Source organism: Pasteurella multocida (genome assembly GCF_900187275.1).
GTDB classification, from domain to species: Bacteria; Pseudomonadota; Gammaproteobacteria; order Enterobacterales; family Pasteurellaceae; genus Pasteurella; species Pasteurella multocida.
Window position 1 is genome coordinate 1428026 of sequence record NZ_LT906458.1, and the last position, 25424, is coordinate 1453449.

A 25424-nucleotide genomic window follows, 5' to 3' on the forward strand; every position below is an offset into this window, starting at 1 on the left:
ATTAATTAATTGACCGCACTTTTACGTGAAGTAGATCGCCCTTTGCGGACCGTTTTCGCCGCACTAACCGGTGTTAATTTCATGAATTCAACCCCCGTTGGTGCATTTTCTAACGCAATTGTTAAGACTTCATCAATCGTTTCAACAGCATGAATCGTCAAATTACTTTTCGCGTTATCTGGAATCTCTTCCAAATCTTTCACGTTTTCTTTCGGAATAATCACCGTTTTAATACCACCACGGTGTGCCGCCAATAATTTCTCTTTCAAGCCACCAATTGGCAACACTTTACCACGCAAGGTGATCTCACCAGTCATTGCCACATCCGCTTTAACAGGGTTCCCCGTCAAGCAAGAAACTAATGCTGTACACATCGCAATCCCCGCACTTGGTCCATCTTTAGGCGTTGCTCCCTCTGGCACATGAATATGGATATCGCGTTTTTCATGGAAGTCAGACGCAATTCCCAATTTCTCTGCTCGCGAACGCACTACAGTCATCGCCGCTTGAATCGATTCTTTCATCACATCGCCTAGAGAGCCCGTATAAGTTAATTTGCCCTTACCCAAGACTGACGCGGTTTCAATGGTTAGTAAATCACCACCCACTTCGGTCCAGGCTAAGCCTGTGACTTCACCAACACGGTTTTGCGTATCCGCACGACCAAATTCAAAGCGTTTCACGCCTAAGTAATCGTGTAAATTTGCCGAATTCACTTTCAACGATTTCACTTTTTTATCGAGTAATAAGTTTTTCACTGCTTTACGACAGATTTTAGAAATTTCACGTTCAAGGCTACGCACGCCGGCTTCACGGGTGTAGTAACGGATAATATCTAAAATCGCACTGTCTTCAATGGTCAACTCACCCGCTTTTAAGCCATTACGCTCCATTTGTTTTGCAATCAAATGACGTGTAGCAATATTGAGTTTTTCATCTTCGGTATAACCTGACAGACGAATCACTTCCATACGATCCAATAATGGCGCAGGAATACGCATTGAGTTTGAGGTGGCCACAAACATCACATCAGACAGATCGTAGTCGACTTCTAAATAATGATCGTTAAATGAGGTATTTTGCTCAGGATCCAGCACTTCTAATAACGCTGATGCCGGATCTCCACGCATATCTGAACTCATTTTGTCGATTTCATCAAGCAAGAATAACGGGTTTTTTACCCCTACTTTTGCCATTTTCTGAATCAATTTACCCGGCAATGCTCCAATATAGGTTTTACGGTGACCACGAATTTCCGCTTCATCACGCACGCCACCTAATGCCATCCGCACATATTTACGTCCCGTTGCTTGGGCAATCGACTGACCTAACGAGGTTTTTCCCACTCCCGGTGGACCAACTAGACACAGGATAGGTCCTTTGATTTGATTCAAACGGGTTTGTACCGCTAAATACTCTAAAATACGCTCTTTTACGCGCTCAAGTCCGTAATGATCTGCATCCAACACTTGTTGTGCTTTGGTCAGATCTTTCTTCACTTTGGTGCGTTTATGCCAAGGCACTTGAATCATCCAATCAATGTAACTACGTACGACTGTGGCTTCCGCCGACATCGGCGACATCATTTTTAATTTTTGTAATTCTGCTTCGGCTTTACTTTTCGCCTCTGCAGGCATTTTCGCCTCTTCAATTTTTTGGCGGAGTTGCTCAATTTCATCCGCACTATCCCCTTCGCCTAACTCTTTTTGAATGGCTTTGATTTGCTCATTTAAATAATAATCGCGCTGTGTTTTTTCCATTTGCTCTTTGACACGTCCACGAATGCGTTTTTCAATTTGCAATAAATCCGTTTCTGATTCCATTAAACCGAGCAAATATTCAAAACGGGCGACCACTTTGGCAACTTCAAGGACTTTTTGTTTGTGTTTGACTGCCACAGGCATATGCGCAGCTAAGGTATCACTTAAACGATCAAATTCTTCAATACGTTCAAGAGCTGCATGCACATCTGGTTGCACTTTCTTATTTAATTTTGCGTATTTTTCAAATTCTGCAAGGGTCGCTTTTTTGACGACTTCAAGTTCTTTATCATCACCAAATTCTGTTTCAATTAAGCGAATTTGGGCAGAAAAATACTCACCATTATCGTCTAACTGCTCAATAGTGGCACGTTGTTGCCCTTCGACGAGGACTTTTACTGTCCCATCGGGCAATTTTAATAATTGAATAATATTAGCGACCGTACCAACGCGATACACATCATCCACTGTTGGTTCTTCTAAATCAGCTTGTTTTTGAGACACTAATAATAGCTGTTTACCAGTTTCCATTGCTTCATCGAGACTACGAATTGACTTCGGTCTCCCTACAAATAATGGCATCACCATATAAGGAAATACGACGACATCACGCAATGGTAATACTGGAATGCTCTGTTGCTGTGTTTTTTTTGCGCTCATTCCGTTCTCTCTTAGTTAAAAATTAGGCTACTTCGCTCAAATATGAGGGTAAATAATCATAAATCAAGCTTGAGGGCAAAAAAGTGCGGTAAAAAATACCGCACTTTTAGATGACATGCAGAAATTATGCTTTATACACGAGTGTTGGCGGTTGATTGTCTGTAATGGTGCTGGCTTCTACAATCACTTTTTCAAGATGCTGTAATGAAGGCAAGTCATACATCGTATCCAATAAAATGGCTTCCACAATCGAACGTAAACCACGCGCACCGGTTTTACGCGCTAAGGCTTTCTTCGCCATCGCAGTAAGCGCCTCTGGGCTAAATTCCAAGGCAACATCTTCTAAGCTAAATAACGCTTGATATTGTTTAATCAGCGCATTTTTTGGTTCAGTTAAAATTTTAACTAACGCTTCTTCATCGAGTTCAGCCAGTGGTGCTACCACAGGTAAACGACCAATAAATTCTGGAATTAAACCAAATTTCATTAAATCATCTGGTTCGACTTGTTCAAATAATTGGCTCAGAGTGGCTTTATCTTGCTTACTCTTCACTTCCGCACTAAAACCAATACCTGATCCCACATGCACACGTTTTTCGATCACTTTATCTAAGCCGGCAAATGCACCACCACAAATAAACAGAATTTTCGAGGTATCAACACGTAACATTTCTTGTTGTGGATGTTTGCGTCCACCTTGTGGTGGAATTGAGGCAACCGTCCCTTCAATTAATTTAAGTAACGCTTGTTGTACCCCTTCGCCAGAAACATCGCGAGTAATCGACGGATTTTCAGACTTACGGGTAATTTTATCGATCTCATCAATATAAATAATCCCTTGCTCTGCACGTTCTACATCATAGTCGCAACTTTGCACTAATTTTTGTAGTACATTCTCTACATCTTCCCCCACGTAACCGGCTTCAGTCAACGTAGTGGCATCAGCCATAGCAAAGGGCACATTCAACATACGTGCCATGGTTTCCGCTAATAACGTTTTCCCGCTTCCTGTTGGACCAATAAGCAAAATATTACTTTTACCTAATTCCACATCGGTAATCTGTTTATCAGAACGTAAACGTTTATAGTGATTATAAACGGCGACAGACAACACTTTCTTCGCATAATCTTGCCCGATAACATAATCATCTAAATGTGCACGAATTTCATGTGGTGTGGGTAATTTTTGTTGTTCTGTACTTTCGACTTCTGGCGTTTCTACGGCATCCGATAACAACATATCATGACATAATTCGATACATTCATTACAAATATAACCTGATGTGCCCGCAATTAACTTGCTGACGTGTTTCTGTTCTTTACCACAAAAAGAACAATGTAATTCAGTGTCTTTTTCCATTTCTTATCCTAATACTTATCGACTTGCTAACACTTCATCGACCAAGCCATAAGCTTTTGCCTCTTCTGCAGACATAAAATTATCCCGATCCGTGTCACGCTCAATGCGTTCGATAGTTTGACCGGTATGGAACGCTAAACGTTCATTTAAAGTTTGCTTAATTTTTAAGATTTCCTGAGCGTGAATTTGAATATCAGAGGCTTGACCACGGAAGCCACCCAAGGGTTGGTGAATCATCACACGTGCACTCGGTAACGCAATGCGTTTACCCGCGGTTCCTCCCGCTAATAAAAATGCCCCCATTGAACAAGCTTGTCCTACGCAAAGGGTGCGAATATCCGGTTTCACAAATTGCATCGTATCGTAAATCGCCATTCCCGCCGTTACTGAACCGCCCGGTGAATTAATGTAAATGTTAATGTCTTTTTCAGGATCTTCAGATTCTAAAAATAATAATTGCGCAACGATCAAATTTGCCATACGGTCTTCCACTTCACCGCCTAAGAAGATCACGCGCTCTTTTAATAAACGTGAATAAATATCATAAGAACGTTCCCCTCTTGCGGTTTGCTCAACAACCATAGGAATTACACTCATCTCTACCTCTCTCAATCCATTAATCATCCGTTTTTAAATCGTTTTGTTATTCTACCTGAAAATTCCGATTTCACTAAATTGAATATTTACACAAGATAAAAAAGTGCGGTCAAAATATTCAACATTTTGACCGCACTTAAAAGGGATATGACGCTTAAAGCAAATTACGCTTGTGGATTCATCACATCATCAAAAGAGGCTGCTTTTTCCGTCACTTGTGCTTTTGCAAGAACCGCATCAACAGCTTGTTCTTCCAACACAACATTGCGAATATTATTCATTAACTCTTTGTTCTTGCTGTAATATTCAACCACTTCAGCCGGTTGCTCATACGCAGAAGCAATCTCTTCGATCATGGTTTTTGCACGTGCTTCATCGACTTTTAACTCATGAGATGCAATCACTTCCGCTAATAATAAGCCAACTTGAACACGGCGTTTTGCTTGTTCTTCAAACAATTCACGTGGTAATTGTGCAGCTTGCTCTTTGTTGCCGCCGAAACGTTGTGCAGCTTGACCACGCAATACTTCGATTTCTTGTTCTACTGCGGAAGCAGGTACATCAATCGCATTTTGTGCAAGTAAACCATCAATCACTTGACCTTTTACTTTTGCGGTCAACGCATTTTTCAATTCACGTTGCATGTTTTTACGAATTTCGTTACGTAAATCATCTACTGTTTTGGTGTTTGGACCGAATTTCGCCACAAACTCATCAGTTAATTCTGGTAATACCATTACTTCGACTTTTTTCAAGGTAATCGCAAATTTTGCCGCTTTACCTTTTAAGTTTTCTGCGTGATATTCTTCAGGGAAAGTCACGTCAATATCAAATTGCTCACCGGCTTTATGCCCCACAATCCCCTCTTCAAAACCAGGGATCATTCGACCTTGCCCCATGAATAACGTGAAGTCTTCAGCTTTACCACCTTCAAATACTTCGCCATCTACAGAACCCACAAAATCAATCACAACACGGTCTTCTGCGCTTGCGGCTTCTTCTGTTTCCGCCCAAGTTGCTTGCTGTTTACGTAATACATCGATCATTTTATCAATGTCAGCTTCGCTAATTTCAACAACTGGCTTTTCCACTTTAATTTGGTCTAAACCTTGTAAAGCTACTTCTGGATAAACTTCAAAAGTTGCAGTAAATACTAAATCTTTACCTGCTTCAAATTGTTCTACAGCAAAAGCTGGACGACCCGCTAAATTGACTTTTTGCTCCATCACAACGTTAAAGAAGTGGCTTTGTAATACATCACCTAGCACATCGTGACGCACAGAGGCACCAAAACGTTTTTCAATGATATGCGGTGGAACTTTACCTTTACGGAAACCGTCAACACGTGCGGTTTTTGCAACACGTTTTAATTCTTCACGTACGGCACCTTCAACAGTGTCAGCTGGAACGGTGATTTGAACACGACGCTCAAGACCTTGAGTTGTTTCAATAGTAAATGACATTATGTTACCTCAAAATGAATTTGCACTCGGCGAATGCACGCACCGAACACGTTAGTAAAAATTAAAGTTAAAAATAACCGACGAATTATAGCGGTTTAAAACACAGCCGTCGAGAAAATGCCACCTAAAAACGCATATTTGTTTATTTTTTAACCCAAACAAAAAAGGAAGCTGGCTTTGCTTCCTTTTTGTAAAAATAAAATCAATGCCTCTTAAAGCACTTTCGGCAAACGAATTTTCTGACCTGGGAAAATTTTATCCGCGTCTTTAATCACTTCTTTATTTGCTTCAACGATCGCCGTATATTTACTGCCGTTGCCATAAGTTTTCTCAGCAATTTTCCACAAAGTATCGCCTTTTTGGATCACATAGAACTCATCTTCACCACTTAAGCTTTCGCCACTGACGATCACCACTTTATCCACTTTTACTTTAGTAATCCCAGCGACATTTCCCGCCATTAAGACTGCCTTCTCGAGCGCACTTGCTGATTTTGCCGTCCCTTCAATGCTGGCAACGCCATCCTCTACTTTCACATTGAGGTCTTCAATTCCTGGATTATCCTCTTTAATATGCTTAGCGAGTGCCTCTGCGGCGTCTTCTTGTTTAGAAAAAAGCTTACGCCCAATATCACTGACAAAATCAAATAAGCCCATAATACATTCCTCTTTTGTTAAAAAATCAACTAGACCATAACGGAATCATGCGATGAAGTCCACGACTAAGGCAAATCTTTACATAACTTGAAAATTTTTGCATAAATTTGACCGCACTTTGAACAATCTAGGCTAAAATACGCTTTTGATGACAACAAGTGAGAACATATTATGCGTTGGCGTGGTCGTAGAGAAAGCACAAATGTAGAAGATCGTCGTGCCTCAAGCGGTGGTTTAGGTGGCGGTAAGAAAACAGGCATCTTAGGCATCATTATTTTACTCATTGGTGCCTATTACGGTGTGGACTTATCCAGTTTAGTCGGCACTCCCGATTTTGGCATGCAGCAATCCAGTCCATTGGCGAGTGAAGAAGAACAAGAGCTCAACAGTTTATCTAGAGTGGTGCTTGCGGATACAGAAACCGTATGGGGCAATTATTTTGCTAGACAGCAACAACGCTATCAAGCCCCTGTGATGGTGCTCTATAACCGCGTGACTCACACCGCTTGTGGTACAGGGCAATCGGCTATGGGACCGTTTTATTGCCCAAATGATCGCAAAGTGTATCTGGATTTATCCTTTTATCAGGACATGAAAACGAAACTTGGTGCTGACGGCGAAGCGGCATTTGCTTATGTAATTGCACATGAAGTGGGGCATCATATCCAAAACCTTCTTGGTATCTTACCGAAAGTACATCAACTGCAAGGACAAACAAGCCGAACCCAAGCCAATCAACTTTCCGTTAAAGTAGAACTCCAAGCAGATTGCTTTGCCGGTGTTTGGGCATATCAAGCGTCAAAAACGGGCTTATTTGAAACTGGTGATATTGAAAAAGCTTTCAATGCCGCTGAGGCGGTAGGAGATGATCGCCTACAAAAACGCAGTCAAGGCTATGTCGTTCCCGATAGCTTTACCCATGGCACCTCAGCACAACGCTTACATTGGTTCAAACGTGGCTTAAACAGCGGCGACCCTAATCAATGTAATACATTCTGATCTTTTTTAGCAAAGTGCGCTATTCATTGAAAACATGTTTATCGCACTTTTTTGTTCTTATTCCCTTCCTTACTATCTTCTTTCTGCATTACCTTGCGTTCCATATCCTGTGACCTTTTTATATTTCAAATTGAATATCCATTTCTCTTACCAAGAAATAAAATGAAAAATAAAAAACTTAAAATGAAATATTTTTATTTCATTTTGATAAATTTATTTTCAAATTGTGATCTAACTCACTTTTTTCAAAACAGAAATGATCTATGATCAAACACGTTGTCGTTCTACAGCAACACAATATCAACTCTTCATATAGGAGGTCGTATGATCGAATACATTACACATGGTGCCGAGTGGTTTATTGGATTATTTCAAAAGGGAGGGGAAGTTTTAGTGAGTATGATGACAGGCATCCTACCTTTATTAATTTCTCTCTTAGTTGTCATGAACGCTTTAATTAATTTTATTGGACAAGAACGTATTGAACGTCTTGCCCAACGTAGTGCCGGCAATCCAATCTCTCGCTATTTCATTCTACCTGTCATTGGTACGTTTATTTTTTGTAATCCCATGACATTAAGTTTGGGTCGCTTTTTACCTGAGCGTTACAAACCGAGCTATTATGCCGCGGCTTCGTATAGTTGCCATTCAATGAACGGTTTATTCCCACATATTAATCCGGGTGAACTCTTTGTTTACTTAGGCATCGCAAGTGGCTTAACCACTTTAGGTTTACCACTCGGTCCATTAGCAATCAGTTACTTGTTAGTCGGTATGGTAACTAACTTTTTCCGTGGTTGGATTACTGACTTTACGACTGCGCTTTTCGAAAAAAGAATGGGCATCAAACTAGATAGAGAGGTCAGAATCGCGAATTAATTACCTTGCGAAAATAAGGAGCAACAGAGTATGAATAAAGCAATTTATATTGAAAAAGGAAACGGTGGTTGGGGAGGCCCTTTAACCTTGCCATTAGTTGAAGGAAAAAAGATCCTGTATATGACAGGCGGTACTCGTCCTGCTATTGTTGATAGATTAATTGAGCTGACTGGTTGGGAAGCCGTAGATGGTTTTAAAGAGGGTGAACCTGCAACAGAAGAAATTGGTATTGCGATTGTTGATTGTGGTGGCACACTACGTTGCGGTCTTTATCCCAAACGCCGTATTCCAACAATTAACGTACATGCAACAGGGAAATCTGGTCCACTTGCCGCATATATTGTGGAAGATATTTATGTATCAGCGGTTAAGCCACAACATATACAGTTAATTGATGCCGATCTGAGCGTAACAGAAAGCGTGACAGAAACCCCTACGCCAGCTCAACAATATAAAGAATATGATGCTAATAAAAAAATTACTGAACAAAGTGATGGCTTACTCGCGAGAATTGGTATTGGTATGGGCGCTATTGTTGCTGTTTTTTTCCAAGCTGGACGAGATACTATCGATACTGTCTTAAAAACAATTCTGCCATTCATGGCGTTCGTTTCCGCCTTAATTGGTATTATCATTGCTTCAGGTTTAGGTGATGTAATTGCACATGGCTTAACGCCTTTAGCAAATAGCCCTATAGGTCTCATCACGCTTGCCTTGATCTGTTCTTTCCCGCTCCTCTCGCCATTCTTAGGACCTGGTGCAGTAATCGCCCAAGTGATTGGTGTTTTAGTCGGAACACAGATAGGTTTAGGCAATATTCCACCACACTTAGCACTACCCGCATTATTCGCTATCAACGCTCAGGCAGCTTGTGATTTCATCCCTGTAGGCTTATCTATGGCAGAAGCCAAGCAAGATACTGTACGCGTTGGCGTACCCGCTGTATTAGTTGGACGTTTCTTAACTGGAGCACCAACAGTATTAGTCGCGTGGTTAGTTTCTGCTTTTATCTATCACTAAACTTAACGTAATGGACGTTGCCTAGACGTCCATTACCCCCATTTAACTTCAATATTGATACAGATAAGGATTGTAGTTATGAAAACTCTTTATCAAAGCAGATTTATTCAAATTGGTAATTTTGCAGCAGAAGCCTTAGATGACGGCATGCTGATCACCTTTAAACGAGGTGTGCCGGAGGAAATAGCTGATTACTGTTATATTCACACCCATGGCGAATTGCACGAAAATTTACAGCTTGGTGATCAGGTGAATTTTAATGAAGAACCTTATTACATTACTGCGATAGGGGATGTCGCAAATCTAAACTTCAAAGAACTTGGACACGTCACTTGGCGCTTTGATGGTGCAGTCGTTGCTGAATTTCCAGGGAGCATTCATCTACAAGGTCCTCCACCTGAAAGTGTGGCAATCAATAGTTTATTCACGATCAAACGTGATGAAAAATAATTTATTTTAGTTTTAAAGAAGGAAAAAATTATGTCAAAAGTTGCAGTCGTTATTGGTGGAGGACAAACATTAGGTGCCTTCTTATCCGAAGGGCTTGCTGAGGCAGGATACCGTGTTGTCGTGGCTGATCTTAATGGCGAAAATGCGAAGCAAGTGGCTACTCGTATCAATACACAACAAGGGATAGGACATGCAATTGGGTTGCAAGTTGATGCCGCAGATGAAACGAGCGTAGAAACTCTTGTGCATGCTACAGATCAAGCTTTTGGAAAAATTGATCTCTTGGTTTATAGCGCCGGCACCACCAAAGCTTCACCAATTTATGATTTCGATTTGAAAGATTTTGATTTATCCGTAAAAGTCAATTTAACAGGTTACTTCCTTTGTGCGAAGCATTTTTCTCGTTTAATGATCAGAGACGGTATCAAAGGTCGTATTATTCAAATCAACTCAAAATCTGGTAAAGTCGGTAGTAAACATAATTCGGGTTATAGTGCCGCAAAATTTGGTGGTGTAGGTCTAACTCAATCTCTTGCATTAGATCTTGCAGATTACGGCATTACAGTACATTCATTAATGTTAGGTAACTTACTCAAATCACCTATGTTCCAATCTTTAATTCCCCAATATGCGAAGAAATTAGGTATTCCTGAAGAAGAAGTAGAGCAAGTTTACATTGATAAAGTGCCACTTAAACGTGGATGTGATTATCAAGATGTCCTAAATGTCTTGAAATTTTATGCCAGTGAAGAAGCATCTTATTGTACTGGTCAGTCAATTAATATCACTGGCGGACAAGTGATGTTCTAAATGAACAAAAGTGCGGTGACTTTTAGCCTAGTTGAGAAAATGTGCATTCTTCTTAGAAATGAACGAGATACAAAACTGGGCTAAAAGTTATTTCAATTCTCGGAGGAACCATGGATACCACAACAATATTGATTTTCTTTGCCGCTTTTATGTGGCTTATACAGATTATCCTTGGCTGGCAACAAGTTTCCGCATTTAATCGCGCGTTTATGTCGATCAGTCAAAAGGGCAAAATTTTAACCGGTAGAAACAGTGGACGTTTTAATCCAAAGTCAATCATTGTACTCGCAATAGACGATAATGAAACCGTTATTGATAGCTTACAAATGAAAGGATTTTCTGTATTTGCTCGCCCACAAACATGTGAACAAGTCATTGGCTTAAAAGTAGACCAAATTCAACCAGAACGCATTTTTCCAAAAGATAAAAAATCGCAATTTGCTTTAAAAATTGCAATTTCATCGTTATATAGAAACTAAATACTTAACAATGAAAATTTTTTCTTTCAATTGATACACTTTTAATCACAAAATATTTATAATACGGCTGAGAAATAAATGAAAATAAGTAGCGTGATTTTTGATATGGACGGTGTCATGATTGACTCTGAACCACACTGGGCAAAAGCACAAATTCATGCCTTAGCAAACGTTGATATTCACATTACTATACAAACCTGTGAACAATTAACAGGTGGTAAACGTATTGACGAAATGGCGAGTATTTGAATCCAACATTTTAATTTACCAACTACCACACAAAGATTAGCGGATACGATTTTAAATCATGCGTATCACGCTATTTTGCAAGAAGGCAAGCCGATGTTGGGATTATATGAATTACTGCATTTCCTGAAAGCAAGACATATCAAAATGGCAGTCGCTACCTCATCTTTCCCCAAAATAATTCAGGCAGTATTTGATAAATTAAAATTATGGGGTTACTTTATACTACAATGTAGTGCAGATGATGAGCAATTCGGTAAACCACATCCCGCGGTATACTTGAAAACAATCCAAAAATTAGGTATTTCATCCAAGGAATGTCTTGTCATTGAAGACAGTGTTGTCGGTCTGATTGCTGCGAAAGCAGCAAATTTACGTACATTTATTGTGAATACTCATTACCAAAATGCTCAGTTTGCTATTGCAGATGCACGATTACCCACACGACTAGATGTGATCAAAAAACTGGAAGACGATTAGCAAGATAACACAAAAATATGCTTGCTAAGATATAGGAACAAAACATGAAACCTTTTGAAAGACAGCAGCATATTTTTAATTATTTAATGACAAATGGAAAAACCAAAGTCGATGAATTAGCGAGTCATTTTCATCTCACTGGTGCAACAATTCGTAAAGATCTCACTGCGTTGGAAAAACAAAATAAAGTCTTAAGAACCTATGGTAGTGTCGTCGTTACCCAAAAAGATCTTGAACAAGACCCGCCTATTGATTTTAAAACCAATGTCAACCTCAGCCAAAAACAACGAATTGGAAAAAAAGCCGCCACCCTCATCAACGAAGGAGATTCTATTATCTTTGATGCCGGCAGTACTGTCCTACAAATTATCCCCAATTTAACCACATTTGATAACTTGTCTATCATGACAAATAGCTTAACGATCTTTAATGCTGTTCTACAACTCAATAAATCCTATAACTTATTAATGTCTGGCGGATCATTCCGTGAAAAATCAGCGTCGTTTCATGGTTATTTTGCAGAATCTGTTTTCATTGGTTCAACTTTTGATACGTTATTTATTGGTACTGATGGTCTTGATCTTGACGTTGGATTAACGACGTTTAATGAAGTTTATCGCGTCAGTTCATTAATGTGTAACGCCGCCAAAAAAATCATTGTCCTTGCTGATTCAAGTAAATTTGGACGAAAAACGCCAAATATCGTCTGTGGCTTAGAAAAAATCCATACTATTGTTACTGATGATAAGTTACCGACAGAAATGAAAGACAAACTCATCGAAAAAGGTATTGAGGTTTTAATTGTTTAGTTTAGCTTAGCTAAACCTTTATCACAGGCATGTGTGATAACACGCGTCTTACTCAAGACGTGCTCAAACATCTCACTTATGCAATAAAAAGTGGTATTTCATATACATGATAGAAAATACAGGATAAAAATACCCCTTCACGTAATAACACAGAGTCAGAAACCAAAAAGAACAATAAAAATAGCTTTTTATACTTATACCTTTCTAAAAATCCTCCACAAAAACAAATTAAACACCAAAATTTTATTTGACAGCCTTATATTAATCGGTAATATGAAAACCGTTACAGTTTCAAAACAAGGATTTTTTTACTTATGTTTACCATGTGTTCTTTATCTCTCAACCTTCTGCTCACACAGTCATTGTGCGGCTAGGTTGTGGATAAAAAACAGTAAAATATCCCACAAATTAGACCCGCACATGTAAGCGGGTCTTTTTTTTATGAAAACGAAAAAAGACGACTGTACTTAAATACTCGAAATAGCACAACACGAACAACAATAAGGATCCTAATATGGCAGACAATATCATTATTTTTGACACCACATTACGTGATGGCGAACAGGCATTAAAAGCCAGCTTAACGGTAAAAGAAAAATTACAAATTGCCTTCGCCTTGGAACGTTTAGGCGTGGATGTCATGGAAGTGGGGTTCCCCATTTCGTCTGCTGGGGATTTTGAATCGGTGCAAACCATTGCCCGCCATATTAAGAATAGCCGCGTTTGTGCTTTATCTCGCGCTGTGGATAAAGATATTGATGCTGCAGCAGAAGCGTTGAAAGTAGCGGAGGCATTCCGTATTCACACGTTTATTGCCACGTCTGCTTTACATGTGGAAGCCAAATTACGTCGTACCTTTGAAGATGTGGTCGATATGGCGATCAATGCCGTGAAACGCGCGAGAAACTACACCGATGATGTGGAGTTTTCTTGTGAAGATGCAGGGCGTACTGGTGTGGATAATATCTGCCGTATTGTAGAAGCCGCAATTAAAGCCGGTGCCACGACTGTCAATATTCCCGATACTGTCGGCTACTGTTTGCCATATCAATACGGCGATATTATTGCGAATGTGATGAATCGTGTACCAAACATTGATAAAGCGATTATTTCTGTGCATTGCCACAATGATTTAGGGATGGCAACTGCCAATTCATTAACAGCGGTTCAAAATGGCGCACGACAAATTGAATGTACTATTAACGGGATCGGTGAACGTGCCGGTAATACCGCATTAGAAGAAGTAGTGATGGCAATTAAAACACGCCAAGATATGTTCAATGGTTTAGATACTCGCATTAACACACAAGAAATTCACCGTGTCAGCCAAATGGTGAGCCAACTTTGTAATATGCCAATCCAACCGAATAAAGCGATTGTGGGATCCAATGCCTTTGCCCATTCTTCAGGTATCCACCAAGATGGTATGGTAAAACATAAAAATACGTATGAAATTATGTCGCCTGAAAGCATTGGCTTGAAAAAAGAAAAATTGAACTTAACCGCGCGTTCAGGTCGTGCCGCGGTGAAAAACCATATGAGCGAGATGGGCTACCAAGAAAGTGATTACGATTTAGATAAACTCTATGAAGCATTCTTGAAATTGGCGGACAAAAAAGGGCAAGTGTTCGACTATGATTTAGAAGCGCTTGCGTTTATTGATATGCAACAAGGCGATGAAGATCGCTTAACCTTAGACGTGATCACTTCACAATGTATCAGCCACTTACCCGCATCTGCCTTTGTGCAAGTGGAATTAGACGGCAAAAAAATGAGCCAAGTGTCTAACGGTGGTAATGGACCTGTTGATGCGGTTTACAATGCGATTTTAGCGATCACCGGCTTAGAGATGAAAATGCTTAACTACAACTTGACGGCTAAAGGTGAAGGTGCCGAAGCTTTGGGGCAAGTAGATATTGTGGTGGAACATGAAGGCAGACGTTTCCACGGCGTGGGACTTGCGACTGACATTGTGGAATCCTCTGCCAGAGCCTTGATTCATGCGATTAATGCCATTTACCGTTCGCAAAAAGTGGCAGATTTGAAATTACATAAAATTGCTGGCGTGTAAAAAAACGGATTCAAAACACACCGCACTTTAAACAGTCATGATGCCAACATGTGATAAGAAGAAATTCATCCAAGACAAACTTCATTAAAAGATCAAAAGGAAAAACCAAATGCAAACATTCAACATCGCGGTATTAAGTGGCGACGGTATCGGACCAGAAATCATGGCAGAAGCCATTAAAGTCTTAGACGTGGTACAACAAAAATACGCATTCAAATTAAACTATCGTACTTTTGATGTGGGTGGCATTGCCATCGACAACCACGGTACACCACTACCTGAAGCGACCTTAAAAGGCTGTGAAGAAAGCGATGCGATTTTATTTGGCTCGGTAGGCGGACCAAAATGGGAACATTTGCCACCAGCGCAGCAACCCGAACGAGGCGCCTTATTGCCACTACGCAAACACTTTGCCTTATTCTGTAACTTACGTCCAGCCACCCTTTACAAAGGGTTAGAGAAATTCTGTCCATTGCGTGCCGATATCTCTGCCAAAGGCTTTGATATGGTCACTGTGCGTGAATTAACCGGTGGCATTTATTTTGGTCAACCGAAAGGACGTGAAGGCGAAGGTGCTAATGAAAAAGCCTTTGATACGGAAGTGTATCATCGTTATGAAATTGAACGTATTGCTCGCGTTGCTTTTGACACTGCAATGAAACGTAGCAAACACGTGACGTCCGTAGATAAAGCCAATGTGTTGATCAGTTCTGTCTTATGGCGTGAAGTGGTATGTGATGTGGCGAAAGATTACCCAGAGGTAACATTAGATCATATCTACATTGATAACGCTACTATGCAATTAATCAAACAACCTGAATTTTTCGATGTGTTACTCTGTTCGAATATTTTCGGCGATATTATTTCCGATGAATGTGCGATGATCACGGGTTCAATGGGGATGTTGCCTTCTGCCAGCCTGAACGAAAAAGGCTTTGGTTTATACGAACCTGCGGGTGGCTCCGCGCCTGATATCGCAGGCAAAGGTATCGCTAACCCGATTGCACAAATTTTATCGGCTGCCATGATGCTACGCCACAGTTTCAACTTAAACGACGCCGCGACAGCCATTGAAAACGCTGTGAAAAACGTCCTCGCAGAAGGACACCGCACCGCCGATTTAGCCGATGAAAGCCAACCACTTTCAACCAAACAAATGGGCGACCTCATCGCCCAAGCGGTAGAATAAAACTTTAAAAAAATTATACGTAATCGTTCTTAACGATTACTATGGCTTCGCCACCGTTGGCAAAGCCAACGTTCAAAAACTAAAGTTTTTGTCACCGCACTTTTTTATCAATATTAACATTGTCCCCGTGTAAACTGCCCGAGTGTAGTGGGGATTTTTAGGAAAATAACGTTGCGTAGCAAGGCGAAGACAACTTATTTTCCGTGAAAAAATCCACACGGAAATCGGATAAGCAGTTTAGTCGGGGTGTGTTTTTTGCTCCTTTTTTGCACAAGCAAAAAGGAGAGAAAGGCTCAGAATAAAATAATTAAAGCTCAAACATCATTAGGAATAACACAATGTCCAAAACCCTATACGAAAAACTCTTCGACGCACATGTCGTCCACGAAGCCAATGGCGAAACGCCATTGATTTACATCAACCGCCATTTAGTGCATGAAGTGACCTCCCCACAAGCCTTTGATGGTTTGCGCGCCATGGGACGTTCCGTTCGTCAACCGAGTAAAACCGTTGCTACCATGGATCACAATGTCCCAACTGATAGTCGTGATCTAGCAGGCTCAGGCGAAATGGGACGAGTGCAAATGGTAGAGTTAGCCAAAAATACTGAACAATTTGGCATCACACTCTACGATATTAACCACATCAATCAAGGTATTGTGCATGTCATGGGACCAGAACAAGGTTTAACTCTACCGGGTATGACCATTGTCTGTGGCGACTCACATACCGCTACCCATGGCGCCTTTGGGGCATTAGCCTTTGGGATCGGCACCTCCGAAGTTGAGCATGTGCTTGCTACTCAAACCATTAAACAAGCACGCGCGAAAAAAATGAAAATTGAAGTGCGTGGCAAAGTACGTGACGGGATTAGCGCGAAAGATATCGTGTTAGCCATCATCGGTAAAACAACCATGGGCGGTGGCACAGGACACGTTGTGGAATTCTGTGGTGAAGCGATCCGCGATCTTTCCATGGAAGGACGCATGACCGTCTGTAATATGGCTATCGAGTTAGGTGCGAAATCCGGTATTATTGCACCCGATGAAACGACGTTTGCTTACTTAAAAGACAAACCTTACGCGCCGAAAGGCAAAGATTGGGACGAGGCTGTTGCCTATTGGCAAACATTGCATAGCGATGAAGCGGCTGAATTTGATACCGTTGTCACGCTAGAAGCCAGTGAAATCGAACCACAAGTGACTTGGGGTACCAACCCAGGACAAGTGATTGGTATTAATCAGCCGATCCCAAATCCAGCGGAAATGTCAGATCCGATTGAGCGTCAATCTGCTGAAAAAGCCTTAGCCTACATGGATTTACCGCACAGCATTAAATTGACCGATGTCACCATTGATAAAGTCTTTATTGGTTCTTGCACAAACTCTCGTATTGAAGATTTGCGTGCAGCAGCAGCGATCGCCAAAGGACGCAAAGTGGCAGACGGCGTACAAGCCTTGGTCGTACCGGGTTCAGGTTTAGTGCGAGAACAAGCCGAGAAAGAAGGCTTAGATAAAATCTTTATTGAAGCCGGTTTTGAATGGCGTTTACCGGGTTGTTCTATGTGTTTAGCCATGAATAACGACCGCTTAGCCCCAGGTGAACGTTGCGCCTCCACCAGTAACCGTAACTTTGAGGGGCGTCAAGGTCGTGGTGGACGCACCCATTTAGTCAGTCCTGCGATGGCCGCCGCCGCTGCCGTTTATGGCAAATTTGTCGACATCCGTAACTTGGAATTACATTAACCACATTCCCCTCTTAAACCCAGAGGGGAAAACAGAAAAACTGTTTTAAAACTAACCGCACTTTATTGATAATGCTCAGACAAAGCGCCCCTTCGATTTTGCCTGAGTGTAAGAAAATTTTCTTTAAACGAAGAAAAGCAAAATCGCAGGTACGGTACATAACAGAATCAACATGTAAGAGAGAAATCACATGCCTAAAGAATTTAAACAACACACGGGTATCGCCGTTCCCCTTGATGCCTCAAACGTGGATACCGATGCTATTATCCCAAAACAGTTCTTACAAAAAGTCACTCGTATTGGTTTTGGTCAACACTTATTCCATGAATGGCGCTTTTTAGATGATGAAGGAAAACAACCCAACCCAGACTTCGTGTTAAACTACCCACGTTATCAAGGTGCCAGTATTTTATTAGCCCGTGAGAATTTTGGTTGTGGTTCCTCTCGCGAACACGCGCCTTGGGCGCTCGATGATTATGGTATTCGTGTGATTATTGCACCCAGTTTTGCTGATATTTTTTATGGCAATAGCTTAAATAATCAGATGTTACCAATTCGCCTTAGCGATGAAGAAGTGGAAGAATTGTTCCAGTTTGTCAATGCTAACGAAGGTGCAACCATTACGGTGGATCTAGAAACACAAAAAGTCAGCGCGAATAACAAAGTCTATTCCTTTGAAATCGACCCTTTTCGTCGCCATTGTTTGTTAAATGGGTTAGACAATATCGGACTAACCTTGCAACATGAAGCAAAAATCGCAGAATACGAAAGCAACATCCCTGCTTTCTTACGCTAAATATGTTCAAGAGATGAAACAATCATCTCTTGAGCTTTTTCCCACCCATTCATATTATTTTTCCTTGTTATTTTATGTACAAAATAAATACCTAAAGGTTTTGCTATTTTCAATAACCAGGAAGATGTTTTTTCACGTAAAAAACATGTCCTCTTCTCAATAAAAAGCAAAATAGACCAAAAAAACGAACATAATAGCACCATTTATACAATGGATATGTTGTTGTATTTATTATGAATAAGCTATTTACTCTCTGTACAAAATTGTGTCAAAATAAAAATGGTTTTTAACATTTTTCGTAAAAAATAATAATGAGAAAAATATATGCATAAGCGAGTAGTCGATTTTATTAAGAAACAATACTTATTTACTCTTGCCTGTACAGAAAATAATCTCCCTTGGGCAAATGCCTTTTATTATGTTTTCGACGAAAAAGAAAATAGATTAATTTATATTACAGGTGATCAAACTCATCATGCGAAAGTGCTTCGCAATAACTCGCGTGTTGCAGGTACCATTTTTGTTCCCACAAAATTTGTCCCCTCTCTACAAGGTGTACAATTTACAGGTCGCTCGAGTCAATTATTTTCAACACAAGCAGAACAAGCCCGTGCTTTATATAAAACTGAATATTCACATCACTTAATTGATCAACTCACGGTTTGGCAAGTTGAACTGGAGTATGTTCGTTTAGTGGATAATTCACTCGGCTTATTTAGTACGATAGAATGGCGTAAAGGGCAAGTAGCGGAAGAAACAGACCACTATGCCTAAAACGTGCAATACAAATAGGTTAATGTAGCTGTAATTGGCGACGAATTTTGCGTAAAAGTAAAAAGACCCACGGCCATAACAGCCCGCTCGCCAATGCGCCATAACTTTCTTGCCAATTAAATGATGCGCTATGCAAAAGTAATTCAATGAGAAAAATACTGAAGCGAATCGAGAAAACAAAGATAATGACCAACAAGCTTTGCATCCAGAGCGATAGATTACGTAGGACTAAATGATTAAGCGCGACTAAATAGGTAAAAAGCGATAAGACTAACGCATGTACCCCTAAAATAGAACCAAGCACTAAGTCCCAAATCACCCCAAGCACAAACGCCGATCCTATACTCACTTTATTTGGCAGCGCAAGTGTCCAATAGAGCAAAACCAGTACTAACCACGCCGGCTTAAAATTTTGGAAGTCCGTTGGCCAAGGGGCAATTTCCATCACTAACGCCACAATAAAAGTACAAATCAAAATTAGCCATTGTAGGATAAAACGCTTTTGCATTACGGTTCCTCTCTCGACGGTGATTCTGTTACCGTCGGTAATGGATGATTTTCAGCAGGATTTTCCAATACTGGACTCGGCTCGTCTGCTTCCACAGGATTGTTGTCGTTTTCTTCTTTAACCAACGTTTTTGTTACCTTACCTGCTTCTACGCCCTGATTTTCCAAACGTTGTTGTACAGTACGTCGAATATCTGCAGGTGAAATAGACTGGACTTTGCGCATCTCTTCATTCGTCGGCCATAAAAGCAAAACATAGCGTAAACGTTCAATCGAAGCTAATGGCTTTGCTGTTACAGTAGCAAAATAATTTTGCCCATCACGTGATACGGATTCCACAATGGCAACAGGATAACCTTCTAAAAAACGCCCACCTAATCCAGAAGTGACTAATAAATCCCCTTTGACAATATCGACCGAACGCGGCACATGATCTAAACTCAGTTCATCATTCCGTCCTGTTCCACTAGCAATCAAACGGACATCATTACGTAGTACTTGTACTGGAATAGAATGAGTCACATCTGTCAATAGAAGAACGCGACTCGTATTTTCACCAACGGAGATAAGTTGCCCAACAATACCCTTTTCATCAATAATCGGCTGCCCGACATAAGCACCGTCACGTTGTCCTTGGTTAATCACGACTTGCTTACGATACACATCAGTTTCTGCCGTTAAAACTTCAGCAATTTTTTTATACTCATCTGTACGTAGAGGGGAATTAAGCAATAAGCGCAGGCGTTGATTTTCTACTTTGAGTTGATCTAACAACAATAAATCTGCATTTTTTTCACGCAGTTGATCACGCAAAACTCGGTTTTCAATTTGCAATTTATTGGTATCAACCAAATTATCTGAAACCCCATCCAATACCGTTCTCGGTGTATTGGCAAGATAATACAGCCCGCCTACTGCGGTTTCCATAATACTGCGTGCTTTAATCATCGCATTGGATTGACCGTCCGAAACAATCAATGCAATGGATGCTAAAATCGCCAGAATTAAGCGAAGACCTAAAGGAGGTGCTTTTCCAAAAATAGGTTTCATATACGAATTAGGCTAGCCTTGTCAGCAATAAAAGAGAAGTAAAAGTGCGGTCTAATATCACCGCACTTTTAAATCATATTAGATATCGTCACTAAAAATATCACCACCGTGCATATCGATCATCTCTAATGCCTCGCCACCACCACGGGCAACACAGGTTAAAGGATCATCGGCGATGATAACCGGCACACCGGTTTCTTTTGACAGTAAAACATCAATATTACGAATAAGGGCACCGCCACCAGTTAAGACCATGCCACGTTCAAAAATATCCGCAGCATGTTCTGGTTGACACTCTTCCAAGGCCGTGCGCACTGCCGCAACAATGCCATTTAACGGGGCTTGAATAGCTTCTAACACATCACGTGAGGTGAGTTTGAAAGAACGCGGCGCACCTTCTGCTAAGTTATGACCATGCACTTCAATTTCACGGACTTCATCGCCTTCTTGAATAAACGCACTACCAATCTCTTGTTTGATACGCTCTGCTGTCGGTTCCCCAATAATTGAACCGAACGTCTTGCGTACATAAGAAATAATCGCCTCATCAAAACGATCACCACCAATGCGGACTGAAGAGGAATACACAATGCCATTTAAAGAAATCACCGCAACTTCCGTCGTACCACCACCGATATCGATCACCATCGAACCTGTGGCAGTCGAAACAGGTAATTTAGCACCAATCGCTGCCGCCATCGGTTCCTCAATCAAGTACACCTCGCGTGCCCCAGCACCAATGGCAGATTCTTTGATTGCACGTCGTTCGACTTGCGTAGCTCCCGCAGGTACACAAACTAAGACACGTGGACTTGGACGCATAAAATTGCTGCTGTGCACTTGTTTAATAAAATATTGCAACATTTTTTCTGTCACAAAGAAATCTGCGATCACCCCATCTTTCATAGGACGAATCGCTGCAATGCTTTTCGGTGTACGGCCTAACATTAATTTGGCATCACGACCAACCGCAGCAATGCTTTTTAATGCACCTGAACGTTCTTGGCGAATCGCCACAACAGAAGGTTCATCTAAAACAATCCCTTGTCCTTTGACATAAATTAAGGTATTCGCTGTGCCAAGATCGATGGACAGATCATTTGAAAATAAGCCTCGAATTTTTTTAAATAACATAAGAATTCCGCTGAACTAAATTAAATAATGGACACTCTGATTTGAGTATTGAAAAATTGTGCTAAATGTATCAAAAAATGTACCTTTATAACAGAGAATTTTCTGTAAATTGTCGAAATTTGCTTTGTCTTTACGCTTTCATGCACGACAAATCCCGCGAGTACAGATTGTTTCAGTCACGAACAGGTTTTTTACTTGCTTTCAACAAATCAGAGTGTCAAACTTGAGGTCATTAAACGAATGCGTATTTCCATTCTCAAAGGGAGTCATTATGGCAAAAATCAAAAACAATCCACATTTGCAAGATCCAAACTATCAAGAAGAACTCGCAAAATATGAGAACCCGATCCCAAGTCGCGAATTTATTCTTGATACAATTCGTCAACATAATGCACCTATCTCAAAAGAAGAATTACTGACCACATTTGCTATTCAAAATGAAGAACAACAAGAAGCCATGCGCCGTCGCTTAAGAGCGATGGAAAATGACGGACAATTGGTTTTCACTAAACGTAAACGCTACGCTTTACCGGAAAAACTGGATTTATTAAAAGGGACCGTATTAGGTCATCGTGATGGTTATGGTTTTTTACAAGTCGAAGGTAAAGACAGCGATTGGTTTATACCCAACAGCCAAATGCAGCGAGTAATGCACGGTGACTATGTCCTCGCCCAACCTAGCGGTTTTGACCGTCGTGGTCGCCAAGAAGTGCGGATTGTCCGCGTCTTACAACAGCGTAAAAAACAGATTGTTGGTCGTTTTTTCTTAGAAGATGGTATTGGTTATGTAGTACCTGACGATAGTCGAATTAATCGCGACATTTTAATTCCGAATGAACACCGCCAAGGCGCTCGTATGGGACAAGTGGTTGTAGTTGAATTAAAACCACGTACCGCAACATTTAGCCAACCTGTTGGAATGATTAGCGAAATTCTCGGTGAAAATATGGCAAAAGGGATGGAGGTGGAAATTGCTATCCGTAATCATGATATTCCCCATGTTTTTCCAGACGCGGTCCTCAAACAAGTTTCTAAACTGAGTGAAGAAGTACCGGAAGAAGCCAAATCAGGACGTATTGATTTACGCCATCTTCCGTTAGTCACCATTGATGGTGAAGATGCTCGCGATTTTGACGATGCGGTTTTTTGCCAGAAAAAACGTGGAGGCGGTTGGAAACTGTGGGTTGCCATTGCCGATGTCAGCTACTATGTTCGTTTACGTACTGCCCTTGATACCGAAGCACATGCGCGTGGAAACTCGGTATATTTCCCAAATCGCGTTGTTCCTATGCTACCGGAAATCCTCTCCAATGGACTTTGTTCATTAAACCCACAAGTCGATCGCTTATGTATGGTCTGTGAGCTGAATGTTTCAGCAAAAGGTAAAATCACAGGCTATGAATTTTATGAAGCGGTCATGAACTCTCATGCTCGCTTAACCTATACCAAAGTTGCTCGTATTTTAGAGGACGATGAAGAACTTTGTACTCGTTATCAAGCACTGGTTCCCCATTTAAAAGAACTCCATGTAATGTACCAAGCCTTAGTGGAAGCCCGTCATCAACGTGGCGCCATTGACTTTGAAACCATTGAAAGTAAGTTTGTGTTTAATGAAATGGGGCGAATCGAACGGATTGAGCCTGTTATTCGTAATGATGCGCATAAAATCATTGAAGAATGTATGATCCTCGCCAATATTGCGGCGGCAAACTTTATGGAAAAACATCAAGAGCCAGCCCTTTTCCGTATTCATGCGGGTCCAAGCGAAGAAAAAGTGACGGGCTTCCGCCAATTCCTCAGTGAATGTGGTTTAAGCCTTGAAGGTGGCAGTAAACCAAGTACCGCAGACTACGCTAAATTATTGGAGCAAATTCGCGAACGTCCAGATCATGAGTTATTGCAAACCATGTTATTACGTTCGTTAAGTCAAGCCGTTTATCATCCTGACAATATTGGGCACTTTGGGCTTGCACTCGAAGAATATGCGCATTTTACTTCGCCAATTCGCCGTTATCCTGATTTGACTTTGCATCGTGGGATTAAATACTTGTTAGCCAAACTAAAAGGCTCGAAACGGAGAACCACTGATACGGGAGGGTATCACTATACACTTGATGACATGGATGTATTAGGCGACCACTGCTCCATGACAGAACGACGGGCCGATGATGCCACTCGTGATGTTGCAGACTGGCTAAAATGCGAATATATGCAAGATCATGTAGGCGAAGAATTTACAGGTGTGATTTCATCTGTGACAGGTTTTGGCTTATTTGTCCGCTTAGATGACCTCTTTATTGATGGCTTAGTCCACATTTCTACCTTAGATAACGACTACTACCAATTTGATCTCGCTCGACAACGTTTAATCGGTGAAAATAGTGGTATGATCTACCGCATTGGCGATAAGGTAAAAATCCGTGTGGAAGCAGTTAGCCTTGAACAACGCCAAGTGGATTTTTCTTTAGTGTCGAGTGAGCGTAAACCATTACGAGAAGGCAAAACAGCCAAAGACAAGCTCAAGAAAAATGCACGCTACGCTGAAAGTCTCGAAAAACAACGCCATAAACGTAAACCAAGCACCAGTAAAAGTGCGGTAAGAAAAACAAGCGTTGTTAAACCATCAACAACCACGAAAAAAGCCAGTAAGAAATCAGCTAAAAAGAGAAAGTAGATGAGTGAAAATATTTATGGCATTCATGCAGTAAGTGCCTTTTTAAACAACGCGCCAGAGCGTTTAATTGAAGTTTATGCACTCAAAGGGCGCGACGATAAACGTTTACAACCTTTGCTCAATGAACTTCATCGGTTGGGTATTACTATCCAATTTGTTAATCGCCAAACCCTTGATAAAAAAGCAGAGGGCGAAGTACACCAAGGCATCATGGCACGTGTTCAGCCAGCGAAAGAATTGAATGAAGCAGATTTAGATACGCTTTTACAAAATCAGTCCAATCCGTTGCTATTAGTGTTAGATGGTGTGACTGATCCACATAACTTAGGTGCTTGTTTGCGTACTGCGGATGCAGCGGGCGTGTGTGCTGTGATAGTACCAAAAGATAAATCTGCCCAATTAACCGCTATCGCACGTAAAGTAGCTTGTGGTGCCGCTGAAGTCGTGCCATTAATCCGTGTAACCAACCTCGCGCGCACTTTGCGTGAATTACAGCAGAAGCACAACATTTGGGTGGTTGGTACTGCAGGTGAAGCCACAAATACGCTCTATCAAACGCAATTAACAGGGGGCTTAGCCCTTGTAATGGGAGCGGAAGGTGAAGGGATGCGTCGTTTAACGCGTGAGCATTGTGATCAACTGATTAGTATTCCAATGGCGGGTTCAGTCTCTTCGCTGAATGTTTCTGTGGCGACAGGGGTTTGCTTATTTGAAATTGTCAGACAGCGTTTAGCTTAAACTGAGAGTAAAACTGAGCGCACTTTATTGCCATAAAAAAGCGTAATGAAATTTTTCATTACGCTTTTTGTTCATTAA

Annotated in this window: 24 protein-coding genes; 16 read left to right on the forward strand and 8 right to left on the reverse strand. The window is 41.0% G+C overall.

Annotated elements, in window-relative coordinates:
* Positions 1 to 5: 5 nt before the first annotated feature.
* From lon to lysM, 5 genes are all read right to left on the reverse strand, one after another.
* Positions 6 to 2420, reverse strand: coding sequence for an endopeptidase La (gene lon, locus CKV69_RS06525; protein ID WP_016504363.1), 2415 nt, complete (start codon positions 2418 to 2420; stop codon positions 6 to 8).
* A 124-nt stretch (positions 2421 to 2544) separates the two neighbouring features.
* Complete coding sequence (gene clpX, locus CKV69_RS06530) at positions 2545 to 3780, reverse strand: ATP-dependent protease ATP-binding subunit ClpX (protein WP_005719489.1); 1236 nt, start codon at positions 3778 to 3780, stop codon at positions 2545 to 2547.
* 15 nt (positions 3781 to 3795) lie between these two features.
* Complete coding sequence (gene clpP, locus CKV69_RS06535; RefSeq protein WP_005725064.1) at positions 3796 to 4377, reverse strand: ATP-dependent Clp endopeptidase proteolytic subunit ClpP; 582 nt, start codon at positions 4375 to 4377, stop codon at positions 3796 to 3798.
* A 164-nt stretch (positions 4378 to 4541) separates the two neighbouring features.
* Positions 4542 to 5840, reverse strand: coding sequence for a trigger factor (gene tig, locus CKV69_RS06540; RefSeq protein ID WP_005752415.1), 1299 nt, complete (start codon positions 5838 to 5840; stop codon positions 4542 to 4544).
* 212 nt (positions 5841 to 6052) lie between these two features.
* The gene (gene lysM, locus CKV69_RS06545) at positions 6053 to 6496 is read right to left on the reverse strand and encodes a peptidoglycan-binding protein LysM (RefSeq protein ID WP_005719483.1); all 444 of its coding nucleotides are present in this window, start codon (positions 6494 to 6496) and stop codon (positions 6053 to 6055) included.
* Positions 6497 to 6667: 171 nt separating this feature from the next.
* Here lysM and ypfJ point away from each other — a divergent pair, with 171 nt between their 5' ends.
* From ypfJ to CKV69_RS06615, 14 genes are all read left to right on the forward strand, one after another.
* On the forward strand, positions 6668 to 7495 hold the full coding sequence (gene ypfJ, locus CKV69_RS06550; RefSeq protein WP_005719481.1) for a KPN_02809 family neutral zinc metallopeptidase: 828 nt from the start codon (positions 6668 to 6670) through the stop codon (positions 7493 to 7495).
* A 324-nt stretch (positions 7496 to 7819) separates the two neighbouring features.
* Positions 7820 to 8374 (forward strand): PTS glucitol/sorbitol transporter subunit IIC, encoded by a 555-nt coding sequence (gene srlA, locus CKV69_RS06555; protein WP_005725059.1) that lies wholly within the window; start codon positions 7820 to 7822, stop codon positions 8372 to 8374.
* A 30-nt stretch (positions 8375 to 8404) separates the two neighbouring features.
* A complete protein-coding gene (gene srlE / locus CKV69_RS06560; RefSeq protein ID WP_005755661.1) occupies positions 8405 to 9394 on the forward strand; it encodes a PTS glucitol/sorbitol transporter subunit IIB in 990 nt (329 codons plus the stop codon).
* Positions 9395 to 9472: 78 nt separating this feature from the next.
* Positions 9473 to 9844, forward strand: a complete 372-nt coding sequence (gene srlB / locus CKV69_RS06565) for a PTS glucitol/sorbitol transporter subunit IIA (protein WP_005758153.1) — start codon at positions 9473 to 9475, stop codon at positions 9842 to 9844.
* A 30-nt stretch (positions 9845 to 9874) separates the two neighbouring features.
* The gene (gene srlD / locus CKV69_RS06570; protein WP_014326367.1) at positions 9875 to 10654 is read left to right on the forward strand and encodes a sorbitol-6-phosphate dehydrogenase; all 780 of its coding nucleotides are present in this window, start codon (positions 9875 to 9877) and stop codon (positions 10652 to 10654) included.
* A 110-nt stretch (positions 10655 to 10764) separates the two neighbouring features.
* Entirely contained in the window at positions 10765 to 11133 is a 369-nt protein-coding gene (gene gutM / locus CKV69_RS06575; RefSeq protein WP_005737386.1) for a transcriptional regulator GutM, read from the forward strand.
* Between the two features lie 78 nt (positions 11134 to 11211).
* Positions 11212 to 11382, forward strand: a complete 171-nt coding sequence (locus CKV69_RS06580) for an HAD family hydrolase (RefSeq protein ID WP_014326368.1) — start codon at positions 11212 to 11214, stop codon at positions 11380 to 11382.
* Positions 11383 to 11430: 48 nt separating this feature from the next.
* Complete coding sequence (locus tag CKV69_RS06585; protein ID WP_139639383.1) at positions 11431 to 11859, forward strand: HAD family hydrolase; 429 nt, start codon at positions 11431 to 11433, stop codon at positions 11857 to 11859.
* A 44-nt stretch (positions 11860 to 11903) separates the two neighbouring features.
* The gene (gene srlR / locus CKV69_RS06590) at positions 11904 to 12668 is read left to right on the forward strand and encodes a glucitol operon DNA-binding transcriptional repressor SrlR (protein ID WP_005725056.1); all 765 of its coding nucleotides are present in this window, start codon (positions 11904 to 11906) and stop codon (positions 12666 to 12668) included.
* Between the two features lie 514 nt (positions 12669 to 13182).
* Positions 13183 to 14739, forward strand: a complete 1557-nt coding sequence (gene leuA, locus CKV69_RS06595; protein WP_005755657.1) for a 2-isopropylmalate synthase — start codon at positions 13183 to 13185, stop codon at positions 14737 to 14739.
* Positions 14740 to 14848: 109 nt separating this feature from the next.
* The gene (gene leuB / locus CKV69_RS06600; protein WP_014326369.1) at positions 14849 to 15928 is read left to right on the forward strand and encodes a 3-isopropylmalate dehydrogenase; all 1080 of its coding nucleotides are present in this window, start codon (positions 14849 to 14851) and stop codon (positions 15926 to 15928) included.
* 338 nt (positions 15929 to 16266) lie between these two features.
* On the forward strand, positions 16267 to 17673 hold the full coding sequence (gene leuC, locus CKV69_RS06605; RefSeq protein ID WP_014326370.1) for a 3-isopropylmalate dehydratase large subunit: 1407 nt from the start codon (positions 16267 to 16269) through the stop codon (positions 17671 to 17673).
* Positions 17674 to 17863: 190 nt separating this feature from the next.
* Positions 17864 to 18469, forward strand: coding sequence for a 3-isopropylmalate dehydratase small subunit (leuD, locus tag CKV69_RS06610; RefSeq protein WP_014326372.1), 606 nt, complete (start codon positions 17864 to 17866; stop codon positions 18467 to 18469).
* Positions 18470 to 18793: 324 nt separating this feature from the next.
* Positions 18794 to 19243 carry a pyridoxamine 5'-phosphate oxidase family protein gene (locus CKV69_RS06615; RefSeq protein WP_005719455.1) on the forward strand — a complete coding sequence of 150 codons (450 nt, stop codon included), beginning with the start codon at positions 18794 to 18796 and terminating at the stop codon, positions 19241 to 19243.
* Between the two features lie 19 nt (positions 19244 to 19262).
* On the opposite strand, the gene mreD is transcribed toward CKV69_RS06615, so the two are convergent.
* The 3 genes from mreD to CKV69_RS06630 form a co-directional block, all read right to left on the reverse strand.
* The gene (gene mreD / locus CKV69_RS06620) at positions 19263 to 19751 is read right to left on the reverse strand and encodes a rod shape-determining protein MreD (protein ID WP_005725048.1); all 489 of its coding nucleotides are present in this window, start codon (positions 19749 to 19751) and stop codon (positions 19263 to 19265) included.
* Positions 19751 to 20800, reverse strand: a complete 1050-nt coding sequence (gene mreC, locus CKV69_RS06625; protein WP_005719451.1) for a rod shape-determining protein MreC — start codon at positions 20798 to 20800, stop codon at positions 19751 to 19753. The genes mreD and mreC overlap by 1 nt, the downstream gene beginning before the upstream one ends.
* Before the next feature lie 78 nt (positions 20801 to 20878).
* On the reverse strand, positions 20879 to 21934 hold the full coding sequence (locus tag CKV69_RS06630) for a rod shape-determining protein (protein WP_005719450.1): 1056 nt from the start codon (positions 21932 to 21934) through the stop codon (positions 20879 to 20881).
* Between the two features lie 271 nt (positions 21935 to 22205).
* Between CKV69_RS06630 and rnr the strand changes: the two genes are divergently transcribed.
* Complete coding sequence (rnr, locus tag CKV69_RS06635; RefSeq protein WP_010907422.1) at positions 22206 to 24608, forward strand: ribonuclease R; 2403 nt, start codon at positions 22206 to 22208, stop codon at positions 24606 to 24608.
* Complete coding sequence (gene rlmB / locus CKV69_RS06640; protein WP_005725044.1) at positions 24609 to 25346, forward strand: 23S rRNA (guanosine(2251)-2'-O)-methyltransferase RlmB; 738 nt, start codon at positions 24609 to 24611, stop codon at positions 25344 to 25346. It begins immediately after the preceding gene.
* The last annotated feature ends 78 nt before the right edge of the window (positions 25347 to 25424 follow it).